Source organism: Arthrobacter sp. 10T44, from assembly GCF_056393885.1.
On record NZ_JBFTGT010000006.1, the window covers coordinates 151722 to 175506 of the forward strand.

Below are 23785 nucleotides of genomic sequence, written 5' to 3' on the forward strand. Positions count from 1 at the left end.
TTGCTGTGGTGCCTTAGCTTTCGGTGGAGGACGCTGGGCGGCCAGCAAATGAAGTGCCGGCCAGCGAGGAGACAAGCTGCTGCAACTGGCGGACGCCGGAGGCACGGTCCGTGAGGTGGAGCCGGAGCACGGGCCGGCCGTGTTCGCTGAGGACCTGCGCATCGCCGGCGGCCTGGGCGGAGATCAGCTCTCCAAAGCTGAACGGGCGTTCCGGGATGGCCAGGTCCGTCGCGGAGGCCGCGGTGACCTGCAGGAACACGCCGATCGCCGGGCCGCCCTTGTGGAACTGCCCGGTGGAGTGCAGGAACCTCGGTCCCCAGCCGAAGGTGACGGGGCGGCCGCTGAGGGCGGCCAGTTCGTCCCGGATGCCTTCGAGTGGTGCGTAGTTGAGCCGGTCGAAGTAGGCCTGGACGCTGAGGTAGCCGTCCGCACCGAGCTGGCCCAACAACGCGCTGACCGCTTCGGCCGCGGTGCCGGCGTCGCCCAGCCAGGTGCCGCCGCGGACCTCGATCGCGCCGTCGGTGAAGTTGGCCGGCGTCGGTTCGGGCTGCGCATCCAGCAGGCCGCGTGCTGCGACCTTGGCGGCCTCGACGTCGGGCTGGTCGAAGGGGTTGATGCCCAGCAGCCGTCCCGCGACGGCGGTGGCGAACTCCCACGTCATCATCTGCGCGGCGAGGCCGCCGGCGATGGCCGACTCGTTGTCGCCCAGTTCGACGTCGGCGTCGGCTGCCACCAGCCGGATCACCAGCACGTCCGCGGCGCCGCCCGTGACCTCCGGCGCGTCCGGACCGGCGACGACCGGCAACACGCCGGTGCCGAGCTTGCCGGTGGACTCGGCGATGAGCTGTTCGGCCCAGTCGGCGAACCCTACGATCCCGGAGCCGTCCTCGGCGATCACGATCTTGTCGCGCAGCGGGTTAGTGCCGCCCAGCGCGGCGCCGAGGGCGAGGCCGATGTTCTCCTCGCTGTCGTCATTGAGGATCTCGGCGGTCTCTTCGGCTTCGTCCAGGAAGGCCTGGATGTCCACGCCGGCCAGTCCGCACGGCACCAGCCCGAAGGCAGTCAGTGCCGAGTACCGGCCGCCGACGTTGGGGTCGGCGTTGAAGACGGCGCGGTAGCCGGCTTCGCGTGAGGCCTTGTCCAGCGGCGATCCCGGGTCCGTGACGATGACGATCCGGCTCTTCGCGTCGAGCCCGGCCTCGGTGAAGGCGTGCTCGAAGACGCGGCGCTGCGAGTCGGTCTCCAGCGTGGAGCCGGACTTCGAGGAGACCACGATGGCGGTCTGCTCGAGCCGGTCTGCCAGGGCGGCGCCAACCTGCTCGGGATCGGTGCTGTCCAGCACCGTCAGCTCGACGCCGGCGGTTCCGGCGATGACCTCGGGGGCCAGCGAGGAACCGCCCATGCCGCACAGGACAATCCGGGTCACGCCTTCGGCGCGGAGCGCGTCGCGGAGGGCCAGGATGTCCGCCACGAGCGGCTGGGAGACGGTGGCGGCCTCCACCCAGCCGAGCCGGACCGCGGCCTCGGCTTCGGCGTCGGGACCCCACAGGGTGGCGTCCTTGGCGAAGATCCGGGTGGCGACCCGGTCCTCCAGCAGGGCGGGCAGGTGCTGTTCATGCGCCTGGCGGGCGGCGCCCGTGGCGTCGTAGCTGAGAGTGGTCATGGGGGACTATGCGTCCTTCCGTGCAGCGGCGAGGGCGACCTCGACGTCGGCCAGCAGTTCCTTCCAGCTTGCCACAAACTTGTCGAGGCCTTCGGACTCGAGCACGGCGACGACTTCGTTGTAGGAAATGCCCAGTGCGTCGAGCGCGTTGAGAGTCGCGTTCGCGTCGTCGTAGCCGCGGGTGACCGTGTCGCCGGTGATGGCGCCGTGGTCGTAGGTGGCGTCGAGGGTCTTTTCCGGCATGGTGTTAACAACGCCGGGGGCGACGAGCTCGGTCACGTACAGGGTGTCCGGGTAGGCCGGATCCTTGACGCCGGTGGAGGCCCACAGCGGGCGCTGCGGACGGGCGCCGGCTTCGGCGAGCAGGGCCCAGCGCTCGGTGGAGAAGAGCTCCTCGTAGACCTGGTAGGCCAGGCGGGCGTTGGCCAGGCCGGCCTTGCCCTTGAGGGCTTTGGCTTCGTCCGTGCCGATCGCGTCGAGGCGCTTGTCGATTTCGGAGTCCACGCGGGAGACGAAGAACGACGCCACGGAGTGGATCTTGGACAGGTCGTGGCCGTTCTCCTTGGCCTGTTCGAGCCCACTCTGGAACGCGTTGATCACGGCGCGGTAGCGCTCGAGCGAGAAGATCAGGGTCACGTTGACGCTGATGCCGCTTGCCAGGGTGGCGGTGATGGCCTCGAGGCCTTCAATCGTGGCGGGGATCTTGATCAGGACGTTGTCCTTGTTGACCTGGCCGTAGAGTTCCTTGGCCTCGGTGATGGTGCCGGCGGTGTCCCAGGCGAGGCGCGGGTCCACCTCGATCGAGACGCGGCCGTCGACGCCGTTCGTCGCGGCGGCCACGGGGGCGAACAGATCGCAGGCGTCGGCGACGTCGGTGGTGGTGATCGCGAAGACGGTCTCCTCGACGCTGGCGCCGGCGGCTGCCATTTCCTTGATTTTGGCGTCGTAGTCGGTGCCCGCGGTGATGGCAGCGTGGAAGATGCTCGGGTTCGTGGTGACACCGACGACGTTCTTCTCTTCGATCAGCTTGCGCAGCGTGCCGGTGGCGAGGCGGCCGCGGGAGAGGTCATCGAGCCAGATGGAGACGCCGGCGTCGGAGAGCTGCTGCGTGGGGGTAGCGGTGGGGGTGGTGTTCATGTGTAACTCCTGAAGTCTGGGGCCGCCGCCGTTGGTGGGGCGGCGGCCCGGAAAGCGTGAAGTTGGGATCAGGCCGTGAGGCCGGCGAGGGATTCCTTGGCGGCGGCGGTCACGGCCTCGGCGGTGATACCGAATTCCTGGAACAGGCGCTTGTAGTCGGCCGACGCGCCGAAGTGCTCGAGGCTGATGGAGCGGCCGGCGTCGCCGACGAACTCCTTCCAGCCCAGGGCGAGCCCGGCTTCGACGGAGACGCGTGCCTTGACGTTGGCGGGGAGCACTGCCTCGCGGTAGGCGGCGTCCTGCTTGTTGAACCATTCCACGCACGGCATGGAGACGACCCGGGTGGGGATGCCTTCGGCCTGCAGCGCCTCGCGGGCGGCCACGGCGAGCTGGACCTCGGAGCCGGTGCCGATCAGGATGACCTGCGCCTCGGTGCTCTGGCCGTTGGCGGACGCTTCGGCCAGCACGTAGCCGCCCTTGGCGACACCGGCCGTCGAGGCGAAGGTGTCTGCCTCGGCATCGGAAGTCCCGCGGGCATAGGTGGGGATGTTCTGCCGGGTCAGCACAATGCCGGCCGGGTTCTCATGGTTCTCGAGCATGACCTTCCAGGCCGCCGCGACCTCGTTCGCGTCGCCGGGGCGCACGACGTCCAGGCCCGGGATCGCCCGGAGCGAGGCGAGCTGCTCCACCGGCTGGTGGGTCGGGCCGTCCTCGCCGAGGCCGATCGAGTCGTGCGTCCAGACATACAGGGACGGGACGCCCATCAGGGCGCCGAGCCGGATCGCCGGGCGCTGGTAGTCCGAGAAGATCAGGAACGTGCCGGAGAACGCCCGGGTCGCCCCGTGCAGGCTGATCCCGTTCACGATCGACGCGGCGGCGTGTTCGCGGATGCCGAAGTGCAGCACCCGGCCGTAGGGGTTGCCCTTCCATGCCTCGGTCTGCCGGGAGGCGGGGATGAACGAGGGGGAGCCCTCGATCGTGGTGTTGTTGGATTCGGCGAGGTCGGCGGAGCCGCCCCACAGCTCGGGCATGACCGGGCCGATCGCGTTCAAGACCTTGCCGGACGCGGCGCGGGTGGAGACGTCCTTGCCGGCTTCGAAGACCGGCAGGGCGGCATCGAGTTCGGCCGGAAGCTTCCGGGCATCAACGCGCTCCAGCAGGACGGCCGCCTCGGGGTTGGCCGACTGCCAGGCCTCGAAGGACGCCAGCCACTCGGTCCTTGCCGCGGCCCCGCGGGACTGCGCCTCGCGGGTGTGGGCCAGGACCTCGTCGTCGACCTGGAAGCTGCGCTCCGGGTCGAAGCCGAGGACCTTCTTAAGGCCCGCGACTTCCTCGGCGCCGAGGGCCGAGCCGTGGATCTTGCCGGTGTTCTGCTTCTTCGGCGCCGGCCACCCGATGATGGTGCGCAGCGAGATGATGGAGGGTTTGCCCGTCTCGGCCTTCGCGGCGAGCAGCGCGGCGTGCAGCTCGGGCACGTCCTCCTTGTACTCTCCGGTCCGGGTCCAGTCGACCCGCTGGGTGTGCCAGCCGTAGGCCTCGTACCGGGCCAGGACGTCCTCGGTGAACGCGACGTCGGTGTCGTCCTCGATGCTGATGTGGTTCTCGTCGTAGATCACCACGAGATTGCCCAATTCCTGGTGGCCGGCGAGCGAGGAGGCCTCGGACGTGACGCCTTCCTGCAGGTCGCCGTCGGAAGCGATCACCCAGATGGTGTGGTCGAACGGGCTGGTGCCCTCGGCGGCGTCGGCGTCGAACAGCCCGCGCATCCGGCGCTGGGAGTAGGCGAAGCCGACGGCGGATGCCAGGCCCTGGCCGAGCGGGCCGGTGGTGATTTCCACGCCGGCGGTGTGCTTGTACTCCGGGTGTCCCGGGGTCAGCGACCCCCAGGTCCGCAGCGCCTCGAGGTCCTTCAGCTCCAGGCCGTAGCCGGAGAGGAAGAGCTGGATGTAAAGCGTCAGGGACGTGTGGCCGGGGGACAGGACAAACCGGTCACGTCCCAGCCAGTCCGGGTTCGCCGGATCGTGGCGCATCAATTTCTGGAAGAGCAGGTAGGCGGCCGGGGCCAGGCTCATGGCCGTGCCGGGGTGGCCGTTGCCGACCTTCTCCACCGCATCCGCCGCGAGTACCCGGACGGTGTCCACGGCACGCTGGTCCAGATGAGTCCATGACAGTTCTTGCTCTTCCAAATGTGGCACGTAAACCGGGCCCCTCTCTGTGCTGACGGCCGGTGGTACGGGTTTTCCCTCTGGGAGCTTTCCCGCTGAGGGCATTCCGCCGGGGGCACAGTTCGGTGCCCGCTGCGGTTCGTACCAGCCGTTCACCATCGAAACGTTGATCTATCATTTAGTCGCATGCGCAGAGGCAGGGAGCGCCGTTGGGGGCAGCCGCCCGTGCGTGCTGATCTGTCAGACAGCTTAGCCCCATTCCACCTGCCGGGTAGCGTACATCTCACGAATTGGACCGGTTTTCGGCTTATATGAATCACCGTGTGCCGCCGCGGCGGTGAGGCTGCGTTAACTTGGCGGAATTCCAGCGGGTTTCCGGAGGACCCGGACGCGGGTGCCGCCACGGTATGATGGTGCGTGGCTACCAACGGGGGCGAGGACATGCCTGTGCGCTGCGCGTGGACCCCCTCCGAACGCAGTGCGCCGGATCTAGGACGTACTGCGGCGACCAGCCGGACTGAACAGCCAGACAGAACAGAGTGACTGCCACCGTGAGCACAACAGATACGCCGCTTAACGCCTCCCCGGCCCCGGGTCGAATCGGCTTCGGCCGCAAAGCCAAGGCCTACCTGGCGCTCACGAAACCCCGGGTGATCGAACTCCTGCTGGTCAGCACCCTGCCCACCATGATCTTCGCCGAGCGCGGCTTCCCGTCCCTGGGCCTGATCCTGGCGACCCTCGTGGGCGGCGCCTTTGCTGCCGGCAGCGCGGGCTCCTTCAACTGCTACATCGACCGGGACATCGACAAGCTGATGCACCGGACGGAGAACCGGCCGCTGGTTACGGGCGAGGTCACGCCGCGGGAAGCGCTGGTGTTTTCCTGGCTCCTCGGCGCCGCCGCCATCGCCATCCTCTGGTTCGGTGCCAACCCGCTCTCGGCGTGGCTGGGCCTCGGCGCCATCGTGTTCTACGTCGTGATCTACACCATGATCCTGAAGCGCCGCACCGCGCAGAACATCGTCTGGGGCGGCGCCGCGGGCTGCTTCCCGGTGCTGATCGCTTGGGCCGCCGTGACCAACACGGTGGAATGGCCCGCCGTCGTGCTCTTTATGGTGATCTTCCTCTGGACGCCGCCGCACTACTGGCCGCTGTCCATGCGCTACGGCGAGGACTACCGCAACGCCAACGTGCCTATGCTTGGCGCGATCGCCGGCGCCAAGGTCGTCTCCGTGCAGGTGGTGCTCTACGCGTGGGCCATGGTGGCCTGCTCGCTGCTGCTGATCCCGGTCGGCGGGGCCGGCTGGGTCTACACCGTCACCGCCGTCGCCGCGGGGGCCTGGTTCCTGTACGAGTCGCACGCCCTCTACAACCGGGCACAGGGCGGCGACGTCTCCAACAAGGGCGCCATGAAGGTCTTCCACGGCTCGATCAGCTACCTCACCCTGCTTTTCATCGCCCTGGCTGTCGACCCGTTCATCGGGTCCGCCATCGTCGGCGGCTAAGCAGAAGTCTCCCGCAACAAACAACGCGCCGGTCACCTGCCGCCCGCTCCGGTCTTCCGGATGGGCGGCGGGTGACCGGCGCGTTTGTGGTTTAGGCGGCTGCTGCCGGAGTGGGTGCTACTTCAGCGGGCTGCTGCGCGCGATGTCGGCGGCGTTGGTGGACGCGCTCATCAGCAGGGCCGCGCCGAGCATGTGGGCGGCAACGAGCAGGGCCGGGATGCCGTTGTAGTACTGCGTGAAGCCAATGACCGCCTGCAGCACGGTGACGCCCAGGAGCAGGAACACCGCCGTGCGGAACGGGCCGGTGATGCGGCCGCGGAACACCAGGACGACGCCGAACAGGGCCCCCGCGGTGACGAGGTAGGCAGGGACCGCATGGATGTGCGAGAACAGGTCCCAGTCCAGGTTGTTGCGCGGCGCGTTCGCGTCGCCGGCGTGCGGGCCCGCACCGGTCACCACGACGCCGAGGCACACGGCGACGGCAGAGATCAGCGCGACGGCGGTCAGCACGGGGCGTGCGGCGCCCGGCAGCGCGGGGAGCTGGCTGGTGCGGAACTTGCCGGTCCTGCTGTAGGCCCGGTTGACCAGCAGGGTCGCGAGAACCACGAGTGCCATCGAGACCAGGAAGTGCAGGCCCACCACCCACGGATTCAGCTGGGTGAGGACGGTGATGCCGCCGATGACAGCCTGGGCCGGGATGCTGGCCAGCAGGCCGAGGGCCAGCAGGAAAAGGTCCCGGCGTTCCTTGCGCAGGTTCCACAGGTACACCAGCATCGCGACTGCGACGGCGGCCAGCGCGAACGTCAGGAGCCGGTTGCCGAACTCGATGATGCCGTGGATGCCCATCTCCGGGGTGTTCACGAGCGAACTGTCGGTACAGCGCGGCCAGGTGGGGCAGCCCAGGCCGGAAGCGGTGAGGCGGACGGCGCCGCCGGTCACCACCAGCACGGTCTGGCCGATCAGGGACAGCACGGCCAGCCGGCGGACGGTCCTGTCGACGGTGACGGGCAGCCGGGAGGAAATCCGGGACACGATCCGGGAAGGGCGGGATGCCGTACTCACAGTTTTCTCAATTCCACTTGAACCAACGGGTTGCTGCGGCGCCGGCAATGGCCGTCCAGAGCAGCAGGACAAAGACGGCGGCGAGATTGACGCTGCCGTGCAGGAAAGCATCCCGCAGCGCCTGGCCCAGCGCGCCGGAGGGAAGGAAGTGCACAATCGCCTGGGCGAGAGCGGGGAGGCGCTCGGCCGGGATGACGATGCCGCCGAGGGCGCCCAGCAGGATCCACAGCAGGTTGGTGATCGCCAGCGTGGCCTCCGGCCGGACCGTGCCGGCCACCAGCAGGCCCAGGGCGGTGAAGGCAGCGGCGCCGAGGACCAGCAGCAGCAAGCCCGGGAGCAGCCCCGGCGCCGACGGCCGCCAGCCCAGGGGCAGGGCGACCGCTGCGACCACCAGCACCTGGAGCAGCAGCACCGCCAGCACCGCGAGCACCTTGCCCAGGATCAGGCCCGCACGGCCCAGCGGTGTGGTGGAGAGGAAACGCAGCACCCCGTAACGGCGGTCGAATCCCGTGGCGATGCCTTGGCCGGTGAACGCCGTGGACATGGCGCAGAGGGCGAGGATGCCCGGCACGGCGATATTGATCCTGCTGGAACCAAGGCCGTCCAGCAGGGGAGTAACCGTCAGGCCCACGAGGGCCAGCAACGGCAGGATGATCGCGAGGATCAGCTGTTCGCCGTTACGGATCATGGTGACGGTCTCATACTTGCCCTGCAGCAGGATCCGGCGCAGCAGGGGAGCGGGGGCGCTGCCCAGCGGGGTGCCGGCGGTGGCGGGGGCGGAGCTCATCGGATCTCCCTTCCGGAGATGTCGAGGAAGACGTCCTCGAGGCTGCGGGCGGCCAGGCTCATGGAGGCCGGCATGATGCCGCGGTCCGCCCACCAGGCCGTGACGGCGGCGAGGTCGGCGGGCGTGAGCGCACCGGTGGCGCTGTAGCTTCCGGCACGCGTCTCGCGGATGTCGACGTCGGCGGGCAGGACGCCGGCCAGGTCCAGTCCGGGCTCCGCTTCGAAATGCAGCGTCCGGATGTGCTGTTCGCCGGCGGCCGCCAGTTCGTGCCGCAGCAACTGCGCTACGGTGCCTTCGGCGACGTTCCGGCCGGCGTCGATGATGTAGACGTAGTCGGCCAGGCGCTGGGCGTCGTCCATGAGGTGGGTCGTGAGGATGATGGCCATGCCGCGGTCCCGCAGTTCGGCGATTAGCTCAAAGACCAACTGGCGGGACTGCGGGTCCAGGCCGGCGCTGGGCTCATCGAGGAAAAGCACTTCGGGGCGGCCCACCAGGGCTGCGGCCAGGGCGAGGCGCTGTTTTTGGCCGCCGGAGAGTCGCCGAACGGAGGTCCGGCTGAAAGCGTCGATGCCCAGGCGCGCCACGAGTTCGTCCACCGGCCACGGGTCCTGGTACATCCCGGCGATGTGCCTGAGCAGCGGGATCGGGCGGGCCGACGGCGGCAGGCCGCCGTCCTGGAGCATGACGCCGACGCGGGCGCGCAGCTCCGCCCCGGCCGTGTCCGGATCCTGGCCGAGCAGGCTGATGCTGCCGCCGGACCGTTTCTGCAGGCCCTGGGCGCATTCGATGGTGGTGGTCTTACCAGCCCCGTTGGCCCCAAGCAGGGCGGTCACCTGGCCGCGCTCGGCAACGAGGGAGACGCCACTGACCACCCGCAGCATTTTGCCGTCAAGGCTGGGCAGCGGACCAACATCCTTGATGAGCCCGCTGATTGTCAGGGCGGGGGATTCGGGAGATCGCACCAAAGCATTCTACGCGATGTAGTAGGCGCGGCCCCGATCCGGAGCCAGCGCCAGGAAAGCCATGCCTTACTGGATCGGGGGAGTAAATTACGACATGATTGTGTTGTGTATTCCATGAGCCCAACTACTTCTGCCGCGCCTGCCGTGCGCGCGGAGTCGGCCGAGCCTGCCGAAGGCGAGGCTGTTCCCGCAGCAATGCCTGCGGCGATGGCTGCCGACGCGGAGGAACGCACCCGGGACCGAGTCTTGGCGGCTGTGCTCGAACACGGTCCGATCAGCGCCGCGGAGCTCGGCGAGCTGCTCGGTTTCACTCCGGCGGCGGTTCGACGTCACCTGGACCACCTCTCACGTCACGGCGTGATCGAAGTCAAGCGCGCGGCCCGTGCAGGCGCCGGCGCGGGGCGCCCGGCGCGCCGCTACGTGCTCAGCTCGCAGGGCCAGTCCACGCTCGGCAACGACTACCTCGACATCGCCAGCTCCGCGCTGCGGCGGCTCGGCGAAATGGCCGGCGAGGACGCGGTACGGGAGTTCGCCGTCGAGCGTTTCGCCGAAATGGAACGCCGCTACGCGCCGGAAATCGAGCGGGCCGGAACCGATATCACGGCCCGCGCGCAGGCCTTGTCCGAGGCGCTGAGCCGCGACGGTTTTGTCGCCTCGGCGCAGTCAATCGAGGCCAAGGCGCCGCTGCCGGCCGCCCTTTCCAGCGTCCAGCTCTGCCAGGGCCACTGCCCCATCCAGCAGCTCGCCGCGCAGTTCCCGGTGTTCTGCGACGTGGAGACCGAACTGTTCTCCCGGCTGGTCGGCGTCGATGTGCGCAGGCTCTCCACCCTGGCGCGCGGCGGCCATGTCTGCACCACCCACATACCTACGGGCCGTCCGGCCGCCGTCGGGGCTCCCAGCCCCGCGGGCCCGGGCAACCCGGACGAAGTATCCAACCATCTGCAAGAAAGGCCGTGATGACGGACCAACTATCAGAGAAGAAGGTTGCTGAATCCACTGTGATCTCGGAGATTCTGGAAAAGAATCCCGAGCTCCACGGAATCGGAACCTACGAATACGGCTGGGCCGACAAGAACGACGTCGGCGCCAACGCACGCCGTGGTATCGATGAGGACGTCGTACGTGACATCTCCGGCAAGAAGAACGAGCCGGAATGGATGCTGGACCTGCGCCTGAAAGGCCTGAAGTACTTCGACCGCAAGCCCATGCCCACCTGGGGTGCGGACCTGTCCGGCATCGACTTCGACAACATCAAGTACTTCGTGCGCTCCACGGAGAAGCAGGCCGCCACCTGGGAGGACCTGCCCGAGGACATCCGGAACACCTACGAGAAGCTGGGCATCCCGGAAGCCGAGCGCAGCCGCCTCGTCTCCGGCGTCGCCGCCCAGTACGAGTCCGAGGTGGTCTACCACCAGATCCGCGAGGACCTGGAAGCCCAGGGCGTCATCTTCCTGGACACGGACACCGCGCTGCGCGAGCACCCGGAAATCTTCCAGGAGTACTTCGGCACCATCATCCCGGTGGGCGATAACAAGTTCGCCTCGCTGAACACGGCGGTCTGGTCCGGCGGCTCCTTCGTCTACGTGCCCAAGGGCGTCCACGTGGACATCCCGCTGCAGGCCTACTTCCGCATCAACACGGAAAACATGGGCCAGTTCGAGCGCACCCTGATCATCGCGGACGAGGACTCCTACGTCCACTACATCGAGGGCTGCACCGCGCCGATCTACACCTCGGACTCGCTGCACTCCGCCGTCGTGGAGATCATCGTGAAGAAGGGCGCCCGCGTCCGCTACACGACCATCCAGAACTGGTCCAACAACGTGTACAACCTGGTCACCAAGCGCGCCATCTGCGAAGAGGGCGCCACCATGGAGTGGATCGATGGCAACATCGGCTCCAAGGTCACCATGAAGTACCCGGCCGTCTACCTCGTGGGCGAAGGCGCCAAGGGCGAGACTCTCTCGATCGCGTTCGCCGGCGAAGGCCAGCACCAGGACACCGGCTCCAAGATGGTCCACATCGCGCCCAACACCAAGAGCTCGATCATCTCCAAGTCCGTGGCCCGCGGCGGCGGCCGGGCTGCCTACCGCGGCCTGGTCCAGGTCCGCGAAGGCGCCAAGCACTCGGCCAACACGGTCCGCTGTGACGCGCTGCTGGTGGACACGATCAGCCGCTCGGACACGTACCCGTACATCGACATCCGCGAGGACGACGTCACCATGGGCCACGAGGCCACGGTCTCGCGGGTCAGCGAAGAACAGCTGTTCTACCTGATGTCCCGCGGCATGCGCGAAGACGAGGCCATGGCGATGATCGTCCGCGGCTTCATCGAGCCGATTGCCCGCGAACTGCCGATGGAATACGCCCTCGAGCTGAACCGCCTGATTGAACTGCAGATGGAAGGATCGGTCGGTTAATGACTGACATCACTACTGAAAAGGCCCGCATCGGCGCGCCCTCAGCCCAGCCGTTCATCAACGGTTTCACCGAGGAAGGCGAGAGCCTTTCACCGCTGAACGCCGCGGAGTCCAAGTCGCCGCTGGCCGGCGAAGCCGTCAAGCGCCACTCGCACGGCGGCGGCGTCGGCGTCCCGGACAGCTCACGCGCCGGCCGCCTGACCTCGTACAAGCTGGCGGACTTCAAGCCGCTGACCGGCATGGAGGAAGACTGGCGGTTCACCCCGCTCAAGCGCCTCCGCGGCCTGCACACCGACGTCCTCAGCGGCGCGGCACCGTCCGTGGCCGTCACCGGCCCGGACAGCGTCCGGATCGAGACCGTCGGCCGGGACGATGCCCGCATCGGCTCCGCCGCCATCCCCGAGGACCGGGTCTCCGCGAACGCCTGGGAGAACTTCACCGAGGCCACCGTCATCACGGTTCCCGCCGAGGTCCAGGCCGAGGGCGAGGTCAGCGTAGTCCTGACCGGCCAGGGCACCGGGGCCTCCGCGCAGCACGTTGTGATCATCGCGGAGAAGTTCTCCAAGGCCGTTGTTGTGCTGGACCACCAGGGCACCGCCGTCGTCGCGGAAAACGTCGAGATCCTGGTCGAGGACGGCGCGCAGCTCACCGTCATCTCCCTCCAGGAATGGAACGACGACGCCGTGCACGCCTCCTCCCAGCAGGCGAAGCTCGGCCGCGACGCCAAGTTCAAGCACATCGTCGTCAGCCTCGGCGGCGACCTGGTCCGTGTCACGCCGTCGACCCGCTTCACCGCCCCCGGCGCCGAAGCGGAAATGTTCGGCCTCTACTTCGCGGACGCCGGCCAGCACCTCGAGCAGCGCCTCTTCGTGGACCACGCCGTCGCCAACTGCAAGTCCAACGTGCTCTACAAGGGCGCCCTGCAGGGCCGGAACGCGCACACCGTCTGGGTGGGCGACGTCCTGATCCGCAAGGAAGCAGAAGGCACCGACACCTACGAGGCCAACCGCAACCTGGTCCTCACCGACGGTGCCCGCGCGGATTCCGTGCCGAACCTTGAGATTGAAACCGGCCTGATCGCCGGCGCCGGCCATGCCAGCGCCACCGGCCGCTTCGACGACGAGCACCTGTTCTACCTGATGGCCCGCGGCATTCCGGAAAAGGTGGCCCGCCGACTGGTGGTCCGCGGCTTCCTGAACGAGATCATCCAGCAGATCAAGGTTCCCGCCATCGAAGAGCGCCTCACGGCCGCCGTCGAGCGCGAGCTCGCCGCCACGGAAAACTAGTGCACGGCACTAGGGAAGACGGACAACGAACATGACGGAACAGCCAAAGGGCGAGCTGGTCTGCAACGCCAGCGAGATCCAGGTCAAGCAGGCGCTGCGGATCCTGATCGATGACTACCCGGTAGCGGTCGTCAAGGACTCGATGGGGGAGATCCACGCCATCGGCGATACCTGCTCGCATGCAGACATCTCGCTCTCCGAGGGTGAAGTGGAAGGCTGCAAGATCGAATGCTGGGGCCACGGCTCACAGTTCGACCTGCGCAGCGGCCAGCCGCTCCAGCTGCCCGCCTACGATCCCGTGCCTGTCTTCGCCGTGACCATCCAGGGCGACGACGTCTACGTGGACGTCAGCACCATCCTGAACGGCGCCGAAGCTCCGAACTTCAGCTGACCGCCGGGGCAAGCCACGCTTGTCCCGGCCGGGCCGGCAACCAGCACCACAAAAACTTATCGACGAGAAAACGCACCGCCGCCGAGGCGGGGGTGCAGAGGAGAACAAGACACATGTCTACTCTTGAGATCAAGGACCTGCACGTCAGCATTGACACCGAGCAGGGCACCAAGGAAATCCTTAAGGGCGTCAGCCTGACCATCAAGACCGGCCAGACGCACGCCATCATGGGTCCCAACGGCTCGGGCAAGTCCACCCTGGCCTCCACCATCGCCGGGCACCCGCGCTACAACGTCACGAGCGGCACCATCACGCTTGACGGCGAAGACGTCCTCGCGATGAGCGTTGACGAGCGCGCCCGCGCCGGCCTGTTCCTGGCCATGCAGTACCCGGTCGAGGTTCCCGGCGTCAGCATGACCAACTTCCTGCGCACCGCCAAGACCGCCATTGACGGCGAAGCCCCGAAGCTCCGCACTTGGACTAAGGACGTCAAGGCTGCCATGGCCCAGCTGCGCATCGACGCCGACTTCACCCAGCGCAACGTCAACGAGGGCTTCTCCGGCGGCGAGAAGAAGCGCGTGGAGATCCTCCAGCTGGAGCTCTTCAAGCCGAAGTTCGCCATCCTCGACGAGACCGACTCCGGCCTGGATGTCGACGCGCTCAAGGTCGTCTCCGAGGGCGTCAACCGCGCCCACGCCGAGGGCAACATGGGCACCCTGCTGATCACCCACTACACCCGGATCCTGCGCTACATCAAGCCGGAATTCGTGCACGTGTTCGTGGACGGCAAGGTTGTCGAAGAGGGCGGCCCGGAGCTGGCCGACCGCCTTGAAGAAGAAGGCTACGACCGCTACCTCCCGGGCGCCGGAGCCGCCGCCATCGCTGCCGCCGACGCCGCAGCACAGGCCTAGTTAGGACTACGCCATGACCGAAATCAATATGGCCCGCACGGGCCTCGAGGATGTCGAAGAGGCACTCAAGGATGTGATCGACCCGGAGCTGGGCGTGAACATCGTTGACCTGGGCCTGCTCTACGGCCTGAAGTACTCAGACGACGACGGCGCCCTGCTGATCGACATGACGCTCACCACGGCGGCCTGCCCCCTCACCGACGTGATCGAGGAGCAGGTAGGCAAGGCCCTGGACGGCATTGTCGACGACTGGCGGCTGAACTGGGTGTGGATGCCGCCATGGGGTCCGGAGCGGATCACCGAAGACGGCCGCGACCAGATGCGGGCCCTGGGCTTCAACATCTAGGATCCCCACAACGACGGCGGGCCCACCTCTTGGAGGTGGGCCCGCCGTCGTTTTCTCTGCCGCGATGACATCGAGTGCTCCGCAACGGCCCTTTTGGAGGCCCATAACGGTGGTTTCGGAGCGGTCGATCGGGTTAAGGGGTCGCGACCTTAAAGGTGTCGCACTGGTTGATGTCGCCGGTCTTGTAACCCTGGTAGAACCATTTCTGCCGCTGCGCGCTGGAGCCGTGGGTCCAGGACTCCGGCGAAACCCGCCCGGTGGCTGCCTTCTGGATCCGGTCGTCGCCCACGGAGGAGGCTGCGGACAGGGCGTCCTGCAGGTCCTGCGTCTTGAGCGGTTCCAGGAACGGCTGACCGCTCTTCGGGTCCTTGGTGGTGGTGGCGTAGCGGACCCACAGGCCCGCATAGCAGTCGGCCTGGAGCTCCACCCGCACCGCGCCGGACTGCGGACCCTGGGGATCCTGCTGGGCGCGGTCGATGGTGCCGAGGACATTCTGGATATGGTGGCCGAACTCGTGGGCCACCACGTACTCCTGCGCCAGCGGGCCGCCCGAGGATCCGAAGCGGTCCACGAGTTCCTGGAAGAAGCCCGGATCGAAGTACGCCGTCTGGTCGGCGGGGCAGTAGAACGGGCCGACCTCCGAGGTGGCGTTGCCGCAGCCGGTGTTGGTGGCGCCGCGGAACAGGACCGTCTCCGGCTGCGGGTACTTCTTGTTGTACTGCGCCAGATAATCCGGCCAGAAGGCATTCAGGCTGTTGACCGTGCCCACGATCCGGCATTCCAGGCGGGCGTCGGCGTCGGCGCCGGTCTTGCAGGCCGGCGCGGTGCTTTGGCTCTGTGTCTGGTCCTGGGTAGTGCCGGCCAGGCCCTCCAGGAGCTGCGGATTGATGCCGAACAGCGCGGCCAACAGCAGCACGATGCCGCCGCCGATCCCGCCGCCGATTTTGGTGCCGCGGCCCATGCCGCCGCGGCTCTGGACCTGCGACGGGTCCAGTTGCACGTTGTCATTGAAACTCATGCTGTCACAATATCCTCTCCCGGCGGCCGGGACCCCGCTGCCCGGTAAAGTTGACTCGATGCCTTTTCTTGACAGACTCCAGCGTTGGGCCGATGAGCGCCCCGACGGCACCGCCGTCGTCGTGGCCGGAAAACGCCTGAGCTGGTCCGAACTGCGGAACGCGGCGGCTGCGCTCGTCCCGGTGACGCCGGCCGTCACGGTGCTGGCCGAGCGCAACTCCACGGATTTTGCGGTCGCCTTCGCGGCGGCCGTCGCGGCCGGCCGCCGCTGCGCCGTGCTGGACCCCACCTGGCCGCAGCAGCTCCTGGACGCCATCACGGCCCGGATCGCGGAAGCCGTTCCCGCTGACGGCACCGGCCTGGGCAGCGAACTCGAGGACGGGTCACCTGAGTCGCCTTTCCTGATCGGGCTCACCTCCGGCACGACTGCGCTGCCCAAGGCGTTCACCCGCTCGCGGCGCTCCTGGCGGCTGTCCTTCGAGTCTTCGGTCGAGTTTTTTGGCCTGGGGCCCGAGGACCGGACGCTCGCACCCGGACCGCTTGCCGCCAGCCTCAATCTTTATGCGCTTGCCGAATGCCTGTATGCCGGCTCTGAATTCCACACCCTCGAGCAGTTCGACGTCGGCGACGCACACACCGCGGTCAGCCATGACGGCATCACCCGGCTGGTCCTGGTACCGACCATGCTGCGGCTGCTCAGTGAGCGCGGCCTGGCCGGCGGCGTGGATGCCTCCGGCCTGCGGAGCATCATCTGCGCCGGCTCCAAGCTCGACGCGCGCACCCTGGAGGCCGCCCGCCGCTGGGCGCCGAACGCGACGATCTTCGAGTACTACGGCGCCGCGGAGCTCAGTTTCGTCGCCGGCGCAGGACTCCGGCCGGGCGAGGCCCCGGCGTCCAGCTTGAGAGCGTTCGGCGGGACGGCGAACGGCACGGGAATCGGCGGTCCGTTTCCCGGCGTCGAGATCAGGATTCTCGACGACGGCGGCGCCGCGGTTCCTGACGGATGCGACGGCAACGTCTGCGTGCGCAGTGGCATGGTCAGCGAGGGCTACCTGTGGGGCGACGACGGCACGGCGCTGCAGTGCTTCGACGGCTGGCACACTGTGGGGGACCGGGGCTACCTGTCCGACGGAACCCTGCATTTGCTGGGGCGCCGTTCGGACATGATTGTCACGGCGGGGACCAACGTGTACCCGCACGAGGTTGAACTCGCCCTCGCGTCCGTACCGGGTGTCGCCGCCGCCATGGCCGCCGGGCAGCCGGACGACCTTCGCGGCCAGCGCGTCGTGGCCGCGGTACTGCCGTCCCACGGCGGCCTGACGGGCACGCAGCTGAAGGCCGGCGTCGAGGATGTCCTGGTCCGGAGCAAACGTCCGCTGGACTACTACGCGTTGACCGAGCTGCCCCTCACCGATCGCGGCAAGCCCAGCCGGCCGCTGCTGCTTGAGTGGATCGCCCGGAATGATCCTCGTGTCCGGCGCCTTGGCTGAGGATCCGTTGCCTTCCCGGACGCCTTCGCCTGCGCCGCGCCGGGGCGGACTGTTGCCGGAGGACCGGCAGCCCGTCATCATCGCTGCGCTGCGGACCCCGCTCTGCCGCGCCCACGGAGCCCTGAAGACGCTGCCCGCCCACGAACTGCTGGCGCCGGTACTGCACCGACTGCTGGCCGACTCGGGTGTTGCACCGGACCAGGTGACGGACGTCGTGGTCGGGAACGCGGTGGGCGGCGGCGGCAATGTCGCCCGGCTGGCGGCCCTCGAGGCCGGGCTGGCCGTGGGCGTTCCGGGACTGACCGTGGACCGGCAGTGCGGATCCGGCCTCGACGCGATCGTGCTGGCATCCCGGCTCGTCGCGTCCGGCGGCCAATTCGGCGGGGGTTCCGGCGGCGGCAGCGTGTATCTCGCCGGCGGGGTGGAGAGCATCAGCACCGCACCACTGCGGGCCAGGCGCGGCGCCGACGGCGAGCCGCAGTTCTTCAGCCGCGCCCAGTTCGCCCCCGGCAGCATCGGCGACCCGGACATGGGGGTGGCCGCCGAGAACGTCGCCGTCCGCCATGGCATTGAGCGGCAACGGCAGGACGACTTCGCGCTGCGCAGCCACCGTCGCGCCCTCGACGCCGCGGCGGCCGGAACCTTCGAAACCGAGACCGTCGCGCTGCCCGGGCCCGATGGTCCCGTGGGCTGCGATGACGGCCCACGCCGCTCGCTGACCCCGGCGTTGCTGGCCCGGTTCCCTGCCGCGTTCGTTCCCGGCGGGACCGTGACAGCCGGCAACTCCTGCTTCGACGCGGACGGGGCCGCCGCCGTCGTGATCACCTCGCTGGCCCGGGCGCGCCAACTCGGCGCACGGGACGGCCTCCTGGTCCTCGGGACGGACACCGCGGGCGTGGAGCCGGCGCTGCTGGGGATGGGCGCGGCGGCCGCCGCTGAACGCCTGCTTACGGTTTCCGGCGTCGCGGCCGGGGATCTCGGGCTGATCGAGTTCAACGAGGCGTTCGCATCCCAGACCCTGGCATGCCTCGACCAGCTGGGCATCGACTCGGAACGCGCGAACCTCGACGGCGGCGCCCTTGCCCTGGGGCACGCCTACGGGGCGTCCGGCGCGGTGCTCGTGTCCAGGTTGCTGGCCCAGGCCCGCCGGGAGGCCGTGGATGGCCGACTGGCCCTGGCCATGATCAGCATCGCTGGCGGGATGGGGACTGCTGCACTGTTCGAGTACCGCTCGCTCCGGTAGCGCCCTGCCGGGCATGCCCGTTCCTGGCTGCGAGGAGTGGACATAGTGGTCATATGTCCATTGCGCAGGACGAGGAATGGGCATGCGCCGTCGCGGGCCTCGGCAGGGGGCATGCCCGGCGCGCCAACCCTGCCGGACATGCCCGTTCCTGGCTGCGGGGAGTGGACATAGTGGTCACATGTCCAGTGCGCAGGACGAGGAATGGGCCTGCGCCGTGGTGGGCCTCGGCAGGGGGCATGCCCGGTGCACCAACCCTGCCGGACATGCCCGTTCCTGGCTGCGAGGAGTGGACATAGTGGTCACATGTCCAGTGCGCAGGACGAGGAATGGGCATGCGCTGTGGTGGGCCGCGGCAAGGGGCATGCCCAGTGCGCCAGCCCTGCCGGACATGCCCGTTCCTGGCTGCGGGGAGTGGACATAGTGGTCATATGTCCACTGCACAGGACGAGGAATGGGCATGCGCTGTGGTGGGCCGCGGCAGGGGGCATGCCCGGTGCGCCAGCCCTGCCGGGCATGCCCGTTCCTGGCTGCGAGGAGTGGACATAGTGGTCATATGTCCAGTGCGCAGGACGAGGAATGGGCATGCGCCGTCGCGGGCCGCGGCGGGGGGCATGTCCAGTGCATCGAGCCCCGGCACGAAACCTGCCCCGGCCCGGTCGTCTCAGCCCGCTAGGCCGGCCAGATCCTCCCGGTCCTCCCTATCGTCAGCCTCACCCAAACCGCGGGCCGCCAGGGCATCGCCGGTCTGCCGGGCGAATGCCACCGTAGTGATGAAGACCGGCAGCACCAATGCACGCGGGTTCCGTTCCAGGCCGCGGGCCCGTGCCGAATCGCGCACATCGGCGTAGGCGCCGGCGATGAACGGGATGCTGCGCAGCATGATGGCAATTGTCAGGGCGAACCGCTCGGGATCGGCGCCGAGCCGGCGAAAGGGCCGCGCCAGCGAGGCTACACCGTCCAACAGCGACTGGACCTGCGTGGTGGCCGTCAGGATTGCCGCCGCCACCACGCAGACCAGAACGTTCAACACAATCCGCGCGGCGACCGGGCCGCCCAGCTGCCACCACTGGAACAGGCCGATCACAGCCAGCACGGGCAGGATCGGCCGGACAGCCCGGAACAGCCTGCGGGCACCTGCCCCGCTGAGCAGGAATACCCCGCACAGCAAGGCGAGTCCAGCTGCCGCCGCGGCCCAGTCCGCAACGAGAAACGATCCCATCCCGCACGCCAGTACCAGCAAGAACTTCAGCCACAGGGGAGTTCGGTGCACCAGCGAGGTGCCCGGTACATAGTTGGCGAGTAGGAAGCCATGCCCCCTCATGGCTGCGCCGTCCCCCCGCCGGCTTCCCGCACGCCGGCACCCCGCACCCCGGCGGGTTCCGCCGCGCAGAGCACGCGGTAGTGCGCGACGGCGGCGGCCGCCCCGCCGTCGAACACGATCTTGCCGTCGTCCACCACCAGCACCCGGTCCAGATCGAGCGCGAGGTCGAGGTCGTGGGTCGACAGGATGATCTGCTGGTCCAGCCCCGCCAGGGTGCGGCGCAGCAGTTCCCGGTTCCGCAGGTCCAGCAGGGTGGAAGGCTCATCCAGTACCAGGATGTCCGGGTTCACGGCCAGCACCGCAGCGAGGGCGACAAGCTGCCGTTCGCCGCCGGAGAGCTCGTACACGCTCTGGTCCGCCAGCCCCAGCAGCCTGAACCGTTCGAGGCAGGCCTCCGCGAGGGCACGCCGTTCGCCGGCGTTCCGCACCGAGCGGCGCAGCGATAATTCGACGTCTTCGCGACCGGTCGGCATCACGAGTTGCGAGAGCGGATCGGTGAAGACGAAGCCGACGCGGTGGCGGACAGCGCGGACATCCCGGACCGTGTCGAAACCTGACACCGCCACCGCGCCGGAGCTCGGTGCGACGAGGCCGTTAAGCATCCGGAGCAGGGTGGATTTGCCCGAGCCGTTCGCCCCGATGACGCCGATCCGGCGTTCGGCCAGCGTCAGGGACACCGGCTCAAGCAGGGTCTTGGGCTCCGGGCGGCCGTCGACGGCTACCCGGACGGCCGCACCGTCCAGGACAATACTCATGCGCGTCCGTCTGCCTCGCCGGCCAAGTCCACGCGGCGGATCCGGCGGATCAGCAGGTCAGGGAACGCCTTATGCAGCGTCAACGCGACCGTCACGGCGAGGATGTTTTTGATGACGTCGCCCGGGTAGAAGGCCAGATCGGCGAGGAAGGCCGCGGAGAGACTGAGCTTGGCATTGACCATCATGCCGAGGATGCCCAGCCCGTGGACAAAGACGATGCTACTGACCATGGCGGCACAGAAGAGCAGCACAGCCCGGACCTTCGCGGAGTGCGCCCCCGTGCGGCGCAGCACGACGACGGTCAGGGCGCCGACGGCCGTGGCGGCCAACAGGAAGCCGAAGATGTAGCCGGCCGAGGGTCCCGCCAGGACACCCAGTCCGCTGCGCCCGCCGCTGAAGATCGGCAGCCCGGCGAAGCCCAGCAGGAGGTACAGGCCCACGGCAGCGAAGGCGCGGCCCGGACCGAGCGCCAGTCCGGTGAGCATCACGGCGAGAGTCTGTAGGGTGATCGGCACACCAAGCCCGCCCACTGGGATTGCGGCAATCAGGGCAGAACCCGCGATGATCGCCGCGAACACCGCGATCAGTGCGAGGTCGGTCGCGTCCCAGCGGCGTCGGCGGCTCTGGCGCGGGGCCGCCGGGGCGGTGCTGCCATGGCTTGCCGCCGGGGCGGTGTTGGTGACGGAATTGTCGGTGTTGCTCATGCTGTTTCCTGTCGAGTGGTGGAGTCGAGTGGTGGGGCCGAGGTCCTACTTCCGACGATACGGCCGCGGCAACCCCGCCATTTTGTAGGCCTTCCACTATGCGACGGTCCCCTCGCTGGCCAACCCCGCCAAAGGGAGCCGGCGCTGGCGGACGCGGGCCGCCGTCGTCCGCCGCGTTCCCCGATGTCACCCGGCAGGGGAGGTGCCGGTAGACTGGTAGAGGCCGTTCTCTCGGCCACACTGCCCCGGCCCCGTCCAGACTCCATCCGTTGTGCCGCGGCGTTCCCTGTTGTGAAAGGCCTTAGCTGCATTGATTACCGTCCAGGATCTCGAACTGCGCGCCGGCGCCCGTCTGCTTATGGACCAGGTGAGCTTCCGGATCGACAAGGGAGACAAGATCGGCCTCGTCGGCCGTAACGGTGCAGGCAAGACCACGCTCACCCGCGTCCTGGCCGGCGAGGGCCTGCCCGCCGCCGGCAAGGTCACCCGTAGCGGCGAGATCGGCTACCTGCCGCAGGACCCGCGCACGCCGGACATGGAGCAGCTGGCCCGGGACCGCATCCTGTCCGCCCGCGGCCTCGACATCGCGGTCGGCAAGCTCCGCGTGGCACACGAAGAGATGGCCAGCGAGGACGCCGACGTCCAGCGCAAGGCGATGAACCGCTATGACCGGCTGGAATCCGAGTTCCTCGCCGCCGGCGGCTACGCGGCCGAGGCCGAGGCCGCAGCGATCTGCTCAAACCTCGCCCTGCCGGACCGGCTGCTGAACCAGCCGCTCAAGACCCTTTCCGGCGGCCAGCGCCGCCGTGTAGAGCTGGCACGCATCCTGTACTCCGACGCCGAGACGATGCTCCTCGATGAGCCCACGAACCACCTCGACGCCGATTCCATCGCCTGGCTCCGGGAGTTCCTGAAGAACCACCAGGGCGGCCTGATCGTGATCAGCCACGACACGGAACTGCTTGAGGCCACGGTGAACAAGGTCTTCCTGCTGGACGCCAACCGCGCGCAGATCGACTTCTACAACATGGACTGGAAGCGCTACCTCACGCAGCGCGAAACCGATGAACGTGCCCGCAAGCGCGAACGCGCCAACGCCGAAAAGAAGGCCCAGGTCCTGATGGACCAGGCCAACAAGATGCGCGCCAAGGCCACCAAGGCCGTCGCCGCGCAGAACATGGCCAAGCGCGCCGAACGCCTCCTCGGCGGCCTCGAAGCGGTCCGCGAGAACGACCGCGTGGCTGCCCTGCGCTTCCCGGACCCCTCACCCTGCGGCAAGACGCCGCTCACCGCCGACGGCCTCAGCAAGTCCTACGGCTCGCTGGAAATCTTCACCGACGTCGACCTCGCCATCGACCGCGGCTCCAAGGTGGTCATCCTGGGCCTCAACGGTGCCGGCAAGACCACACTGCTGCGCATGCTCGCCGGCGTCGACAAGCCCGACACCGGCGAAGTGATCCCCGGCCACGGACTGAAGGTCGGCTACTACGCCCAGGAACATGAGACGCTCGACGTCGACCGCACCGTTCTGCAGAACATGCGCTCCTCGGCCCCTGACATGAACGACGCCGAGGTCCGCAACATCCTGGGCTCGTTCCTGTTCTCCGGCGACGACGTCGACAAGCCCGCCGGTGTGCTCTCCGGCGGCGAAAAGACACGATTGGCGCTGGCCACCATCGTGGCCTCGAGCGCGAACGTGCTGCTCCTTGATGAGCCCACCAACAACCTCGACCCGGCCAGCCGCGCCGAAATCCTCGGGGCCCTGAGTAACTACACCGGTGCCGTGGTGCTGGTGAGCCACGACGAGGGTGCTGTCGAAGCCCTCAACCCGGAGCGTGTTGTGCTGCTTCCTGATGGCGTCGAGGACCTCTGGAATGAGGACTACCTGGACTTGATCACGCTGGCGTAGGCCTCGCCTTCCTTCGCCGCTCCGCCTTCGTTCCGTGGTTGGGTTCGCGCCTCGCGCGCGCAATTTGCCGCGTGCTCGCTCGTCCTCCCCACCGTCGCCCTAACCTCGCAAGCTCGGCCAGGGAACCCTGCCGGCGTGGGCCCCCGCTTAGACGCACGCTACGCAAATTGCCCGCGTTCGGCGCTTACTTGGACGTCACCATTGCGCTTGAGGCAACGTCACCATCCGTGCTGCCAGTGTTTAGCGGATAGGCATCTGTTCGGCGTTGGTGATGCGGTGGAGTTCTTGGTAGGTAATCGAGAACATGGAGTGGTGGTCGCCGGCGCCGGCCCAGAGGAGTTCGTGGTCCTTCAGGGACTCGTCGAGCAGGGTCCTGATCTTCTGCGGGTGGCCCACCGGGGCTACACCCCCGACGCGCTGGCCCGTGTGCAGCAGGACGAAGTCGGGATCCGCGCGGCGGATTTTTCCTGACCCGAGCCGCGCGGCGACGTGGCGGAGATCGACCTTGGCCGCGCCGCTGGCCAGGATCAGCAGGGGAGCGCCGTCGACGTCGAACACGAGGCTGTTGGTGATCGCCGCGACGTCGCAGCCCAAGGCGGCGGCCGCCGCGGCGGCGGTCGGCACCTGGGTCTCAAAGACGGCTACGGTGTCGGCCGCGCCCGCCGCGAGGAGCGCGCGCCGGACGTTCGCTACGGCGTCGGGGTCCATGCTGTG

21 protein-coding genes are annotated in these 23785 nt (G+C 68.4%); 10 read left to right on the forward strand and 11 right to left on the reverse strand.

Annotated elements, in window-relative coordinates; all coding sequences use genetic code 11:
* Nucleotides 1-13 precede the first annotated feature (13 nt).
* The 3 genes from AC1DBL_RS12060 to tkt form a co-directional block, all read right to left on the reverse strand.
* Entirely contained in the window at nt 14-1663 is a 1650-nt protein-coding gene (locus tag AC1DBL_RS12060) for a glucose-6-phosphate isomerase (RefSeq protein ID WP_476926191.1), read from the reverse strand.
* A 6-nt stretch (nt 1664-1669) separates the two neighbouring features.
* Complete coding sequence (tal, locus tag AC1DBL_RS12065; RefSeq protein WP_476926192.1) at nt 1670-2800, reverse strand: transaldolase; 1131 nt, start codon at nt 2798-2800, stop codon at nt 1670-1672.
* Between the two features lie 68 nt (nt 2801-2868).
* Nucleotides 2869-4986, reverse strand: a complete 2118-nt coding sequence (gene tkt / locus AC1DBL_RS12070; RefSeq protein ID WP_476926231.1) for a transketolase — start codon at nt 4984-4986, stop codon at nt 2869-2871.
* 518 nt (nt 4987-5504) lie between these two features.
* On the opposite strand from tkt, the gene AC1DBL_RS12075 reads away from it, so the two are divergent.
* Nucleotides 5505-6467, forward strand: a complete 963-nt coding sequence (locus tag AC1DBL_RS12075) for a heme o synthase (RefSeq protein WP_476926193.1) — start codon at nt 5505-5507, stop codon at nt 6465-6467.
* A 117-nt stretch (nt 6468-6584) separates the two neighbouring features.
* Here the strand turns inward: AC1DBL_RS12075 and AC1DBL_RS12080 are convergent, their stop codons facing one another.
* Genes AC1DBL_RS12080 through AC1DBL_RS12090 form a run of 3 tightly spaced genes read right to left on the reverse strand, consistent with a single transcriptional unit; the run spans nt 6585 to nt 9278 of the window.
* Nucleotides 6585-7529, reverse strand: a complete 945-nt coding sequence (locus AC1DBL_RS12080) for a COX15/CtaA family protein (protein WP_476926194.1) — start codon at nt 7527-7529, stop codon at nt 6585-6587.
* Nucleotides 7530-7536: 7 nt separating this feature from the next.
* Complete coding sequence (locus AC1DBL_RS12085) at nt 7537-8316, reverse strand: ABC transporter permease (RefSeq protein WP_476916709.1); 780 nt, start codon at nt 8314-8316, stop codon at nt 7537-7539.
* Nucleotides 8313-9278: an ABC transporter ATP-binding protein gene (locus AC1DBL_RS12090; protein ID WP_441418694.1), complete on the reverse strand. Its 966-nt coding sequence runs from the start codon at nt 9276-9278 to the stop codon at nt 8313-8315. The genes AC1DBL_RS12085 and AC1DBL_RS12090 overlap by 4 nt, the downstream gene beginning before the upstream one ends.
* A gap of 114 nt (nt 9279-9392) precedes the next feature.
* Between AC1DBL_RS12090 and AC1DBL_RS12095 the strand changes: the two genes are divergently transcribed.
* The 6 genes from AC1DBL_RS12095 to AC1DBL_RS12120 all read left to right on the forward strand — a co-directional run bounded on the left by AC1DBL_RS12095 (nt 9393) and on the right by AC1DBL_RS12120 (nt 14632).
* On the forward strand, nt 9393-10235 hold the full coding sequence (locus tag AC1DBL_RS12095) for a helix-turn-helix transcriptional regulator (RefSeq protein ID WP_476892579.1): 843 nt from the start codon (nt 9393-9395) through the stop codon (nt 10233-10235).
* On the forward strand, nt 10235-11698 hold the full coding sequence (gene sufB, locus AC1DBL_RS12100; RefSeq protein WP_441418696.1) for a Fe-S cluster assembly protein SufB: 1464 nt from the start codon (nt 10235-10237) through the stop codon (nt 11696-11698). The genes AC1DBL_RS12095 and sufB overlap by 1 nt, the downstream gene beginning before the upstream one ends.
* Nucleotides 11698-12984, forward strand: a complete 1287-nt coding sequence (sufD, locus tag AC1DBL_RS12105; protein ID WP_476892578.1) for a Fe-S cluster assembly protein SufD — start codon at nt 11698-11700, stop codon at nt 12982-12984. The genes sufB and sufD overlap by 1 nt, the downstream gene beginning before the upstream one ends.
* A 31-nt stretch (nt 12985-13015) precedes the next feature.
* Nucleotides 13016-13375, forward strand: a complete 360-nt coding sequence (locus AC1DBL_RS12110; protein WP_441418698.1) for a non-heme iron oxygenase ferredoxin subunit — start codon at nt 13016-13018, stop codon at nt 13373-13375.
* Between the two features lie 113 nt (nt 13376-13488).
* Complete coding sequence (gene sufC / locus AC1DBL_RS12115; RefSeq protein ID WP_441418699.1) at nt 13489-14286, forward strand: Fe-S cluster assembly ATPase SufC; 798 nt, start codon at nt 13489-13491, stop codon at nt 14284-14286.
* A gap of 13 nt (nt 14287-14299) precedes the next feature.
* Nucleotides 14300-14632 carry a metal-sulfur cluster assembly factor gene (locus tag AC1DBL_RS12120; protein ID WP_138769377.1) on the forward strand — a complete coding sequence of 111 codons (333 nt, stop codon included), beginning with the start codon at nt 14300-14302 and terminating at the stop codon, nt 14630-14632.
* A gap of 133 nt (nt 14633-14765) precedes the next feature.
* Here AC1DBL_RS12120 and ypfJ read toward each other — a convergent pair whose 3' ends face one another.
* Entirely contained in the window at nt 14766-15650 is an 885-nt protein-coding gene (ypfJ, locus tag AC1DBL_RS12125; protein WP_476892575.1) for a KPN_02809 family neutral zinc metallopeptidase, read from the reverse strand.
* Between the two features lie 58 nt (nt 15651-15708).
* Here ypfJ and AC1DBL_RS12130 point away from each other — a divergent pair, with 58 nt between their 5' ends.
* Both AC1DBL_RS12130 and AC1DBL_RS12135 read left to right on the forward strand, forming a co-directional pair.
* Entirely contained in the window at nt 15709-17139 is a 1431-nt protein-coding gene (locus tag AC1DBL_RS12130) for a class I adenylate-forming enzyme family protein (RefSeq protein WP_476916711.1), read from the forward strand.
* On the forward strand, nt 17111-18382 hold the full coding sequence (locus AC1DBL_RS12135; RefSeq protein ID WP_476926195.1) for a thiolase family protein: 1272 nt from the start codon (nt 17111-17113) through the stop codon (nt 18380-18382). Before AC1DBL_RS12130 ends, AC1DBL_RS12135 begins: the two co-directional genes overlap by 29 nt.
* A gap of 661 nt (nt 18383-19043) precedes the next feature.
* Here the strand turns inward: AC1DBL_RS12135 and AC1DBL_RS12140 are convergent.
* The 3 genes from AC1DBL_RS12140 to AC1DBL_RS12150 are packed head-to-tail and all read right to left on the reverse strand — an operon-like array spanning nt 19044 to nt 21162.
* Complete coding sequence (locus AC1DBL_RS12140) at nt 19044-19703, reverse strand: energy-coupling factor transporter transmembrane component T family protein (RefSeq protein ID WP_476926196.1); 660 nt, start codon at nt 19701-19703, stop codon at nt 19044-19046.
* Nucleotides 19700-20458 (reverse strand): energy-coupling factor ABC transporter ATP-binding protein, encoded by a 759-nt coding sequence (locus AC1DBL_RS12145; protein WP_476926197.1) that lies wholly within the window; start codon nt 20456-20458, stop codon nt 19700-19702. The genes AC1DBL_RS12140 and AC1DBL_RS12145 overlap by 4 nt, the downstream gene beginning before the upstream one ends.
* Entirely contained in the window at nt 20455-21162 is a 708-nt protein-coding gene (locus AC1DBL_RS12150; RefSeq protein ID WP_476926198.1) for a biotin transporter BioY, read from the reverse strand. The genes AC1DBL_RS12145 and AC1DBL_RS12150 overlap by 4 nt, the downstream gene beginning before the upstream one ends.
* 310 nt (nt 21163-21472) lie before the next feature.
* Between AC1DBL_RS12150 and AC1DBL_RS12155 the strand changes: the two genes are divergently transcribed.
* Nucleotides 21473-23071 (forward strand): ABC-F family ATP-binding cassette domain-containing protein, encoded by a 1599-nt coding sequence (locus AC1DBL_RS12155; RefSeq protein WP_441418706.1) that lies wholly within the window; start codon nt 21473-21475, stop codon nt 23069-23071.
* Between the two features lie 240 nt (nt 23072-23311).
* Here the strand turns inward: AC1DBL_RS12155 and AC1DBL_RS12160 are convergent, their stop codons facing one another.
* Nucleotides 23312-23779, reverse strand: a complete 468-nt coding sequence (locus AC1DBL_RS12160) for a YbaK/EbsC family protein (RefSeq protein ID WP_441418707.1) — start codon at nt 23777-23779, stop codon at nt 23312-23314.
* Nucleotides 23780-23785 lie beyond the last annotated feature (6 nt).

Coding starts and splice junctions, on each gene's coding strand:
- AC1DBL_RS12150 (WP_476926198.1), bottom strand. CDS start 21,162: ATGAGCAACACCGACAATTCCGTCACCAACACCGCCCCGGCGGCAAGC.
- AC1DBL_RS12160 (WP_441418707.1), bottom strand. CDS start 23,779: ATGGACCCCGACGCCGTAGCGAACGTCCGGCGCGCGCTCCTCGCGGCG.
- sufC (WP_441418699.1), top strand. CDS start 13,489: ATGTCTACTCTTGAGATCAAGGACCTGCACGTCAGCATTGACACCGAG.
- AC1DBL_RS12130 (WP_476916711.1), top strand. CDS start 15,709: ATGCCTTTTCTTGACAGACTCCAGCGTTGGGCCGATGAGCGCCCCGAC.
- ypfJ (WP_476892575.1), bottom strand. CDS start 15,650: ATGAGTTTCAATGACAACGTGCAACTGGACCCGTCGCAGGTCCAGAGC.
- sufD (WP_476892578.1), top strand. CDS start 11,698: ATGACTGACATCACTACTGAAAAGGCCCGCATCGGCGCGCCCTCAGCC.
- AC1DBL_RS12085 (WP_476916709.1), bottom strand. CDS start 8,316: ATGAGCTCCGCCCCCGCCACCGCCGGCACCCCGCTGGGCAGCGCCCCC.
- tal (WP_476926192.1), bottom strand. CDS start 2,800: ATGAACACCACCCCCACCGCTACCCCCACGCAGCAGCTCTCCGACGCC.
- AC1DBL_RS12140 (WP_476926196.1), bottom strand. CDS start 19,703: ATGAGGGGGCATGGCTTCCTACTCGCCAACTATGTACCGGGCACCTCG.
- AC1DBL_RS12095 (WP_476892579.1), top strand. CDS start 9,393: ATGAGCCCAACTACTTCTGCCGCGCCTGCCGTGCGCGCGGAGTCGGCC.
- AC1DBL_RS12110 (WP_441418698.1), top strand. CDS start 13,016: ATGACGGAACAGCCAAAGGGCGAGCTGGTCTGCAACGCCAGCGAGATC.
- AC1DBL_RS12120 (WP_138769377.1), top strand. CDS start 14,300: ATGACCGAAATCAATATGGCCCGCACGGGCCTCGAGGATGTCGAAGAG.
- AC1DBL_RS12135 (WP_476926195.1), top strand. CDS start 17,111: ATGATCCTCGTGTCCGGCGCCTTGGCTGAGGATCCGTTGCCTTCCCGG.
- AC1DBL_RS12145 (WP_476926197.1), bottom strand. CDS start 20,458: ATGAGTATTGTCCTGGACGGTGCGGCCGTCCGGGTAGCCGTCGACGGC.
- sufB (WP_441418696.1), top strand. CDS start 10,235: ATGACGGACCAACTATCAGAGAAGAAGGTTGCTGAATCCACTGTGATC.
- AC1DBL_RS12060 (WP_476926191.1), bottom strand. CDS start 1,663: ATGACCACTCTCAGCTACGACGCCACGGGCGCCGCCCGCCAGGCGCAT.